We start from the raw sequence: 8986 nt of genomic DNA on the forward strand, positions 1-8986 counted from the left end.
CTTGTTGGCTGACCCGCAGGCGACTCTACGCCGAGACGAAGCCTTGGTCAACGCGCGTTGGCTAAGATGGCTTCATGCCGTCTCCCCTTCCAAAATCCGAGCAGGCCGCCCGTTCGCGGGCCCGGATTCTCAGCGCGGCCCGTGTGCGGTTCGCCGAGCAGGGATTCGAGGCAACCACGGTCCGGGCGGTCGCAGGAGACGCCAGCATCGATGCCTCGATGGTCATCCGTTACTTCGGCAGCAAGGCGGGCCTGTTCGCGTCGGCGACAGCCGTCGACCTCGGGCTGGCCGACTTCGCGCACGTGCCGCGAGAGGAGCTCGGGGCGACGATCGCGGCTCACTTCTTCGACCTGTGGGAGGAGGGGGGAACGGGCGACCCGCTCCGGGTGCTTCTCGCCTCGGCGCTCCGGGACACAGCCGCCGCGGAGCGGATTCGCAGCGTGTTCCTCGATCAGCTGCTGCCGAGCATCCATCGGCTGGCGCCGGAGGAGGCCGATTCGGCCGACACCCGGGCCGCCCTGATCGCCGCGCAGCTCCTCGGCTTCGCGCTGTGTCGCTACGTGGTGAGGCTCGACCCCATCGTCTCGCTCGATCGCGTCGGCGCCGTCGAGTGGCTCGGCCCCGCGGTGCAGGGGCACCTCGACGGGGTGCACGTCGATTCCTGAGTCGTCGTCAGCGCCCGGTGAACACCGCCGGGCGCTTGGCGAGGAAGGCCGCGAGAGCCTCGGGCATGTCCTCCGTGCGCGTGAGGAGGGCCTGGCCGCGGTTCTCGAGTTCCATGGCGGCGGCGTAGGAGGTGATCTCCGCGTTCGCCTGCATGGCCCGTTTCGACATCGCGATACCGGCCGGTGAATTGGCGCAGATGAGTTCTGTCATGGCGTCGACATCTGCCAGGAGTTCCCCTTCGGCGCTCACCGAGTTGACCAGCCCGATCCGTGCGGCCTCCTCTGCGCCGACGAGCCGGCCCGTGAAGGCGATCTCGGCGGCCAGGGCCGGGCCCACCAGGCGCGGCAGCAGCCACGACACCCCGAGGTCGCCTGCCGAGAGCCCGATCCGCACAAAGGCGGCGTTGAACCGGGCCGACGGGGCGGCGATCCGGATGTCGGCGGCCAGCGCCAGCGAGAGGCCGCCGCCCGCCGCCACCCCGTTCACCGCTGCGATCACCGGCACCTTCACAGAACGGATGCCCGACAACGCCCGCGCCGCACGCTCCTGCAGCTCGAGGAAGTCGAGCCCGGACATGACCGCGAGCTCACGGGCATCCTCGATGTCGTAGCCCGCGCAGAACGCCGATCCTGCTCCCGTCAGCACGAGCACGCGTGCCGTGCGGTCGGCCGTGACCGCTCGCGCCAGCAGTTCCAGCTCGTCGAACATCAGCGAGGTCATCGCGTTCAGCCGGTCGGGCCGGTTCAGTCGAGCGGTGACGACGCCTGCGTCGGATCGGTTCAGGTCAAGGGTCTCGAACTCTGGATAGCTCATGGTCCCCATGATATGGTCCCAGAAATTGTTTGGTCCAACAATTTAGGCCCCGTCACGCGCGGCGAGTGCTGATTTCTGCAGGAGTTGCAGCAGCGTGGCCCGGTCGGCTTCGCCGAGTGAGCTGAAGAGTTCGGTGAGAACGCCGCCCGCGATGGCGTGCCCGTCGTGGAGCACCTGGCGGCCATCGTCGGTGAGGGCGTGCTCGATGCGCCGCCCGCGTCCAGGGGTTCGCGCGATCAACCCTCGGTCATGCAGCCGATTCGCCAGCGTTCCGAATGCCTGATCGCTCTGGAATGTCGCTACAGCGAGGTCGTGACCGGATGCGCCGGGCATCCGATCGATCGCACGAAGGGCATCCCACTGCACGAGGGACACTCCGACGTCCTGCAGGGCGAGATCCATCGTGCGGTGGTTGCGGTACTGGGCACGCTTGATCGCCTGCCCGAGCACTTCCAGATCGGTCGTCATGGTGTTAGTGTATCAACACTCGTACATAAACATATTGAGATAGGTTGACCGTCATGACACCCACTCTCCCCAACGACTTCGAAGTAGTCCAGGCCGGCGACCCCACCACCCGCACCGCGCTCGTGCTGCACGGTGGTGGCGGCCCGCAGACCGTCGCCTCGATCGTGGGCCATCTCGCGCCCCCGTTCCACGTGCTCGCACCGACGCACCCGGGCTGGAACGGCACGTCCCGTCCCGACGACATCGCCTCGGTTGCGGCCCTGGCCTCCGCCTACCTCGACCTGCTCCGCGCGGAGGGCGATCGAGACGTGGTTCTCATCGGCTCCTCCATCGGCGGATGGATCGCCCTCGAGATGGCCGTGCAGGCGGCTTCAGACAGTTCGTACTTGGGCATCATCGGTGCCGTGGTCGACATCGATGGTGTCGGTGTCGTAGTCGACGGCGAACCCATCGCCGATTTCTTCGGCCTCGACGCCCGCGGACTCGCCGAAGTCGCCTGGCACGACCCCGACCGCGGCTACCTGGACCCCGATGGGCTCACAGGCCAGCAGCGCGCTGTGCAGAAGTCCAATGGCCAGACGATGTCCGTCATCGCTGGACGCGGGATGAGCGACCCGACGCTGCTCGCCCGGCTCCGTGCTATCGACGTGCCGACCCTCGTCGTGTTCGGTGAGAGCGACCGCGTCGTCACCCCGGCATACGGCCGCGCTGTCAGCGATTCGATCACGGCCGCGGAGTTCGTCGAGGTGCCCGCCGCCGGGCACCTGCCGCACCTCGAGAACCCCGAAGCGACCTGGGCTCTCATCGACCCGTTCCTGGCCCGGCTGGGTCGTCACTGACACGACGAGGGCGTCGATCTCGGTGTGGAGGGGTGGGGCTCCAAAGTCATCGGTCGCCTTGCAGATGATCTGCGATCAGCCTTTCCGGAGATGAAGGGATTCTCGCCGAGAAATCTGACCTACATGCGGACGTTTGCTGGAGCGTGGCCAGATCGCACAATTGCGCAACAGGCCGTTGCGCATTGCCGTGGGGGCACGTGACCGTTCTACTCGACCGTCTCAGTGATCAGTCTCTTCGTACGTGGTACTCCGAACATGCTATGACTCACGGATGGTCCCGAAACGTTCTCGAGCATCACATCAAAACGAAAGCTCACATTCGGTTCGAGGCAGCCACGACAAACTTTGCGAGTGTCCTAGACCCGGCTGACTCTGAACTGGCTCAGCAGATCACCAAAGACCCGTACGTCCTGGATTTTCTGGCGATCGGCAGTGGGCTGAGGGAACGCGAGATCGAAAAGGCGCTGGTAGAACGAATCATTGACACGCTCCGCGAGCTCGGCGATGGCTTTGCGTTTGTCGGCAAGCAAGTTCATCTCGAAGTCGCTGGCGACGACTTCTTCGTCGATCTGCTTTTCTTCCACGTCGAGCAGTTACGTTATGTCGTCGTCGAGCTCAAAACAGGAACCTTCAAACCCGAGTATCTCGGCCAGCTCGGCTTCTACTCTCTCGGATCTCAACGGACCTCGATCGGAGTAGCGAGCTACGACATGCTTCCGCCAGCTGTGCGAGCGTCGCTGCCCTCCGAAGCTGCTCTCGCCGAAGCGCTGAAGGCTGATTGACGCCGAGCGTTCGGCCATCTCGATGAGGAACATCGGTGGGCGTCGCGAAGAAGACTCCTTGCGAGAGTTCGCCTGGTTGAGCGCGCGCTGAGCGAAGTGGTGGTGGAGCTCGTTCTCCAGCGTGACGACGCCTTCGCCGAACGCGCCCTTGTTGGAGATCACGTAAACGTAGCCAGCGCGGATGTTTGCCGCTCTAAAGTCGTGGACTCTCGCGAGACTGCGCGAGATGAACAATTGTCATTGACGACGGGGCATGCCGCTGTAGTCTTGAAGCATGTCACTGTTGGAACGCATCGTCGTCGACCCAGAGATTGTGCATGGCCGGCCGGCCGTTCGTGGTACTCGGGTTCGTGTGACTGACGTTCTCTCGCTCCTGGCCTCGGGGGCGACCGAAGTCGAAATTCTCGAGGATTACCCGTATCTCGAGGCTGACGACATTCGGGCATGCCTTGAGTACGCCGCTGCGCAGGCTGATCACGCAATCCTGCTTGCTTCGTAGCCTGTGCGGTTTCTCGTTGACGCTCAGCTGCCGCCGGCGCTGGCACGCATGTTGTCTGCGCGCGGGCATCTTGCCGAGCATGTGACCGATATCGGCCCAGCCGACTCACCCGACCGGGATCTTTGGCTTTACGCGTTGGACCACAAGGCCGTGCTCATTACGAAAGACGAAGACTTTTCGAGCATGCTCGTGTTCGGCGGAGAAGCGCCGATCGTTGTCTGGATCCGCGTCGGCAACACGAGCCGCCGCGCGCTGATCGAGTGGTTCGAGCCGCTCGTCGACCGAGTCGTCGAGATGATTGAGGCAGGGAACGACTTCGTCGAACTTCGTTGACGCGGATGTATACCGCCAGCTGTGGAGCGAGACTCGAGTGAACGACGGTATTCCATTCAAAACGATAGAAGCTGATGAGTCTTCGTTATACGGAGGAGATCTCGGGATTGGTGTTGCAATCCTCGATACCGACGACGGGTTCCACGACCGTTGCTTCGTTGAACCTGCAGCTACCGCTTGAAGTCGTTCGAACGCGGTCGCTCTACCGAGGTCGAGCCTGGCTCATGGCATTGATGAGGTGACTCGAGAATGGCCTGCAACGCATCTCCAGTAATGCGTCCGTCAGCGATGAGATTCTTCAGCTCGTTTGCGGGATTCATAGTAGGTCTCCGATGTTCGGGTCGTCGTTCGAATCGCGAGCGTCTTCTCACTGCCGTCGAGGAATTTGCTGCTTCTGAACATCTCGTGCTCCAACGCTCGATGTGTGTGCTCAGGCCCAGATTCCCCCGCTGACCTTGCTTTGGGTTTACGCCCGGTCCGCCGAGGAGTCAAACTGAGGGGACAGGGGTCTGTTGTTGCGCCGTGGTGCGCTCGGCGCGACCGAAGGACGGCCGCGGCGGCGGAGGTGGCACACTGGGGTGATCCGGGCATCCGGCTACAGCACTTCGGACCGCGGCGTTGCACGACGACAGAACGTGTGACGCGGCCCCTCAGGAAGGACGCTCCATGCCTGCACCCTCCGATCTCTACGGTGTGCACTCCGAAGTCGGTCGGCTTCGCAAGGTGCTGGTCTGCGCTCCGGGCCTCGCCCATCGCCGCCTGACGCCGAGCAATGCCGACGATCTGCTCTTCGACGACGTGCTCTGGGTCGAGAACGCCCAGCGCGATCACGCCGCCTTCGTCGCCGACCTGCGGTCGAACGACGTCGACGTGGTCGAACTGCACGAGTTGCTGGCCGCCACGCTGGCCGTGCCGGGGGCCCGCGACTGGTTGCTCGATCGCAAGATCACCGCCAACGAGGTGGGTCTCGGGCTCATCGACGGCACGCGTGCGTTCCTCGAGAGCCTCGAGCCGCGCATCCTCGCCGAGTACCTGATCGGGGGGTTGTCGACGACCGATCTCCCGGGCGAGTACCGGAGCGGCGCCGTCTCGCTGGCGCGCGAGTCGACCGGAGTCGGTGAGTACCTGATGCCGCCGCTGCCGAACACGCTGTACACCCGTGACACGACCTGCTGGTTGTACGGGGGAGTGACGCTGAATCCGCTCTACTGGCCGGCACGGCACGGTGAAACGTTGCTGATGAAGGCGATCTACGACTTCCACCCCGATTTTGTGGGGTCGAGGGTCTGGTGGGGCGACCCGGAGAAGGACTGGAGCCAGGCCACTTTCGAAGGCGGCGACATCATGCCGGTCGGAAACGGTGTCGTGCTGATGGGCATGAGCGAGCGCACCTCCCGCCAGGCCATCACCCAGGTCGCGACGGCCCTGTTCGAAGCGGGGGCGGCCGAGCGGGTGATCGTCGCCGGCATGCCCAGGCTGCGCTCGGCCATGCACCTCGACACGGTGTTCACGTTCGCCGACCGCGACATCGTGACGCTGTTCCCGAACATCATGGATGCCGTGCACACGTTCACACTGCGACCCTCGGATGCCCTGGGGGGCCTCGACGTCACCGATGAGGGTTCGGCGGCCTTCGTCGATGTCGTCGCGGCGAGCCTCGGCCTGCCGAAGCTGCACGTCGTCGCGACGGCGGGCGACGCGTACGCCTCCGAGCGCCAGCAGTGGGACTCCGGCAACAACGCCGTGGCTCTCCGCCCCGGCGTGGTCTACACCTACGACCGCAACACCCAGACCAACGACCTGCTGCAGAAGGCCGGCATCGAGGTGATCCCGATCGTCGGCGCCGAGCTCGGTCGTGGCCGGGGCGGCGGTCACTGCATGACCAGTCCGATCATCCGGGATGCCGTCGACTACTGAGGTCGGGAAAACAGTCCGGCCCTCACTTCTGGGAAGCGAGGGCCGGACTGTTCGGGGTGGTTCTACTTCTTGAAGACGTCTTTGATGTCTTCGACTTTGCCGCGGGTCTGGCCTTTGGCCTGGTCGGCTTTGCCTTCGGCGACGAGCTCGTCGTTGTCGGTGACGTTGCCGACGGCTTCTTTGGCCTTGCCGGCGACGTTCTCGGCGGCGGCCTTGATCTTGTCTGCTGCACTCATGGGTTCTGCTCCTTTTGTGTTGTGGTGACGGGTGTCACCGGTGGGGGTGTTGTGGTGACGGGTGTCACCGGGGTGTGTGGGTCAGGCGACCCGGGTGGTGTTGCCGGCCATGGTGGTGCGGAGTCCGCTGACGATCTGGATGACGACTGGTGTCGTCTGGCCGAGCACGTCGTCCCATTCCGTGACCGCGCTGTCGATGAGTGTGCGGATCCGGACGGGTGAAGCACCCTTCCGGGCGTGGGCGGTGATCCGGAGCACGTTCTCACGGCGGACCCGGAACGCGACGACATCCACCGCGGCGATCTCGGGCTGCCGGGTGAGGGCGTCTTCGAGGACCTGGGCTGCGACTTTCACGTCGACTCGCAGGTCACCGCCGGTCGGGGTGTTCGCGGTGGTGTTCTGCCGGACGGTCAGAAGGGTCGTGGTGCGGCCCCGGCCCTGCCGGAGCACGAACCAGAGCAGCACGACGATCAGGATGACCGCGGCACCGGCGGTGGCCCAGAGGATCCACGGGTTCGCCTGGAAGGTGCCGTCGACCTGGTCGTTCGCAGTTCGGGCGCCGTTGCTGATCGGCTGCTGCAGGTCAGGAAGCAACGCCCCGACGGCCAGCACCGCACCCGCGGCGAGCACCAGCAGACCGATGATGAAGAGGAAGAGCCGGTTCAGGAAACGGTTCGTGGAGTTCATCAGGCGACCTTCCCCTTCTTCGACACGTGCAATGTTGAGCGGAGGGCCGGCCGGTAGTCATACGAGGCGACATCCTCAGCGACGGCGTCCTGGATCGCCTGCCGGTCAACGGCACGCCCCGAGGTGGGGGTGACATCGACCCGCACGGTGCGGGTGCCGACGGTGACGCGGACGTTGTCGGGGTCCACGTCGCCGGCGTAGCTGACGGTGCGGGCGATCGACTGGGCGATGACACGGTCATCGACCACCGCCGCTGTACGGTCAGATGCTGCGCCGCGACGTCCGCGGCGGCCCGGAGCGAACGAGACGACGATCAGCACGAGGCCGATGATCGCTGCGACCGCGCCGATCGCGACGAGCAGGGGTACCGGTGCCGATGCCGCCGACAGGGTCGACGACACGAGGGTCTCGGGTGCGAGGAGCAGCGGGGGCTGCCCGATCGCTGCGAGCACCGACTCCACACCGAGGTACGCGAGGCCGAGCATCAGGATGATCGCGATGGTGATCGCGGCCCCGGACCGCGGGGAATGCGATTCCCGCCTGACGATCCTCTTGTAGAGAGCGGGGGTGGTCATGACACTCTCTTCCGTTGGTTCAGTCGCACACCGGTGATGTGCAGGTCGATCTCCGTGATGGAGGTACCGGTCAGGGTCAGGCTCTGCTCCCGGATCGTGGACTGCGCCCTCGTGAGGCGTTCCACGATCGTGCCGGGCCGGCGCGCCCCGGTGCCGAGGGGTGCGACGTGGATCGGCGCACTCGCCGTCATAGTGAGGTCGCCCTCATGGTCGGAGAGGCTGACGGAGACGTCTTTCTCGTCGACGCCGAGCTGCTCCGCGGTGACGGCCGACACAACACGGCGCACAGCACGAGGAGCGATCACGTTCCGGCCGCCCTGGCCGTGACCGGCCGCCGTGCGACCGGATGCCGTGTTACCGGCCGCCGTGCGGTCGGCCGTCACCGCCGTGCTCACGACGACCGCCGCCCGCGGAGCGCGTCGGTGACGCCGCGGACATCGAGCTTGCCTTCCAGTACCCGGCCCACCGCGTAACCCACGGCCACGAAGAGGGCCACGAGGATCATGGCCCAGAAACCGAACGCCACAGCGGTCAGTCCGAGCACTGCGCCGATGAGCATCCCGCGGGTCGTGGGTGTCACTGGACGCGGCTCTCGGTCTCGGCACCACTCCTGTTGTCGTCGGAGGGGATGTACACGTCGGAGACGGTCACGTTCACCTCGGCGACCTCCATGCCGATCACTGTCTCGATCGCTTCGGTGATGCTGGAGCGCACGTCGTCGGCGAGGTCCTGCAGGGCGACGGGGTAGTCGGCGACGACGATGACGTCGACAGCGACCTGCTTCTCGCCGACCTCGACCCTGATGCCCTGGCCGCGGTCCTGCTGGTTGATCGCGGTACGGATCGCACCGATCGCACGCGCACCCGCGTTACCGAGGTCGTGCACCCCGGCGACCTCGCGGGCCGCGATACCGGCGACCTTCTCGACAACGCCATCGGCGATCGTGTTCTTACCCGTCGACACGCTGCTGTGCGCGGGAGACTTCGGGGCTGCGGTGGGGGTGATGTTCGTCATGCTGCTACTCCTGGATTCTGCGGTGAGCACCGACCGGACGGCCGGAACTGAGGGTGCCGCACCAACCCGGTGCGGGATGGTGTCGGCTACACAATTGAGACGTTCCGAGATTCGACTTCGTCACAAAATCTTTTTCTATTCGAATGCATCGTTCCGC

General features: G+C 65.3%; 14 protein-coding genes and 1 pseudogene. 7 read left to right on the forward strand and 8 right to left on the reverse strand.

Translation table 11 applies throughout. From position 1 onward, the window contains the following. Positions 1-74: 74 nt before the first annotated feature. Entirely contained in the window at positions 75-665 is a 591-nt protein-coding gene (locus FB464_RS17650) for a TetR/AcrR family transcriptional regulator (RefSeq protein ID WP_116415862.1), read from the forward strand. A gap of 7 nt (positions 666-672) precedes the next feature. Here the strand turns inward: FB464_RS17650 and FB464_RS17655 are convergent, their stop codons facing one another. Both FB464_RS17655 and FB464_RS17660 read right to left on the reverse strand, forming a co-directional pair. Then, positions 673-1479: an enoyl-CoA hydratase/isomerase family protein gene (locus FB464_RS17655; RefSeq protein ID WP_116416726.1), complete on the reverse strand. Its 807-nt coding sequence runs from the start codon at positions 1477-1479 to the stop codon at positions 673-675. Between the two features lie 42 nt (positions 1480-1521). Continuing rightward, complete coding sequence (locus FB464_RS17660) at positions 1522-1947, reverse strand: MarR family winged helix-turn-helix transcriptional regulator (RefSeq protein ID WP_116415861.1); 426 nt, start codon at positions 1945-1947, stop codon at positions 1522-1524. 53 nt (positions 1948-2000) lie between these two features. Here FB464_RS17660 and FB464_RS17665 point away from each other — a divergent pair, with 53 nt between their 5' ends. The 6 genes and pseudogenes from FB464_RS17665 (at position 2001) to FB464_RS17690 (ending at position 6317) form a co-directional block, all read left to right on the forward strand. Next, positions 2001-2786, forward strand: coding sequence for an alpha/beta fold hydrolase (locus tag FB464_RS17665; protein ID WP_116415860.1), 786 nt, complete (start codon positions 2001-2003; stop codon positions 2784-2786). Positions 2787-2810: 24 nt separating this feature from the next. Next, positions 2811-3046 (forward strand): annotated as a pseudogene (locus FB464_RS20625) (DUF1016 N-terminal domain-containing protein); the annotation flags it as partial. After that, entirely contained in the window at positions 3047-3568 is a 522-nt protein-coding gene (locus tag FB464_RS17670; protein ID WP_246093208.1) for a PDDEXK nuclease domain-containing protein, read from the forward strand. A gap of 274 nt (positions 3569-3842) precedes the next feature. Then, on the forward strand, positions 3843-4067 hold the full coding sequence (locus FB464_RS17680; RefSeq protein WP_116415859.1) for a DUF433 domain-containing protein: 225 nt from the start codon (positions 3843-3845) through the stop codon (positions 4065-4067). Between the two features lie 3 nt (positions 4068-4070). Continuing rightward, a complete protein-coding gene (locus tag FB464_RS17685) occupies positions 4071-4400 on the forward strand; it encodes a DUF5615 family PIN-like protein (RefSeq protein ID WP_116415858.1) in 330 nt (109 codons plus the stop codon). Positions 4401-5066: 666 nt separating this feature from the next. Beyond that, complete coding sequence (locus FB464_RS17690; RefSeq protein WP_116415857.1) at positions 5067-6317, forward strand: arginine deiminase; 1251 nt, start codon at positions 5067-5069, stop codon at positions 6315-6317. Between the two features lie 62 nt (positions 6318-6379). Here the strand turns inward: FB464_RS17690 and FB464_RS17695 are convergent, their stop codons facing one another. The 6 genes from FB464_RS17695 to FB464_RS17720 all read right to left on the reverse strand — a co-directional run bounded on the left by FB464_RS17695 (position 6380) and on the right by FB464_RS17720 (position 8829). Then, positions 6380-6553 carry a CsbD family protein gene (locus FB464_RS17695; RefSeq protein ID WP_116415856.1) on the reverse strand — a complete coding sequence of 58 codons (174 nt, stop codon included), beginning with the start codon at positions 6551-6553 and terminating at the stop codon, positions 6380-6382. Between the two features lie 81 nt (positions 6554-6634). After that, a complete protein-coding gene (locus tag FB464_RS17700) occupies positions 6635-7240 on the reverse strand; it encodes a hypothetical protein (protein WP_116415855.1) in 606 nt (201 codons plus the stop codon). Continuing rightward, positions 7240-7815 (reverse strand): Asp23/Gls24 family envelope stress response protein, encoded by a 576-nt coding sequence (locus FB464_RS17705; RefSeq protein ID WP_116415854.1) that lies wholly within the window; start codon positions 7813-7815, stop codon positions 7240-7242. Before FB464_RS17705 ends, FB464_RS17700 begins: the two co-directional genes overlap by 1 nt. Next, the gene (locus tag FB464_RS17710; RefSeq protein ID WP_116415853.1) at positions 7812-8210 is read right to left on the reverse strand and encodes a hypothetical protein; all 399 of its coding nucleotides are present in this window, start codon (positions 8208-8210) and stop codon (positions 7812-7814) included. The genes FB464_RS17705 and FB464_RS17710 overlap by 4 nt, the downstream gene beginning before the upstream one ends. Beyond that, entirely contained in the window at positions 8207-8395 is a 189-nt protein-coding gene (locus FB464_RS17715) for a DUF2273 domain-containing protein (RefSeq protein ID WP_116415852.1), read from the reverse strand. The genes FB464_RS17710 and FB464_RS17715 overlap by 4 nt, the downstream gene beginning before the upstream one ends. Next, positions 8392-8829 carry an Asp23/Gls24 family envelope stress response protein gene (locus tag FB464_RS17720; protein ID WP_116415851.1) on the reverse strand — a complete coding sequence of 146 codons (438 nt, stop codon included), beginning with the start codon at positions 8827-8829 and terminating at the stop codon, positions 8392-8394. The genes FB464_RS17715 and FB464_RS17720 overlap by 4 nt, the downstream gene beginning before the upstream one ends. Positions 8830-8986: the final 157 nt, after the last annotated feature.

The organism is Subtercola boreus, from assembly GCF_006716115.1.
Lineage (GTDB): Bacteria > Actinomycetota > Actinomycetes > Actinomycetales > Microbacteriaceae > Subtercola > Subtercola boreus.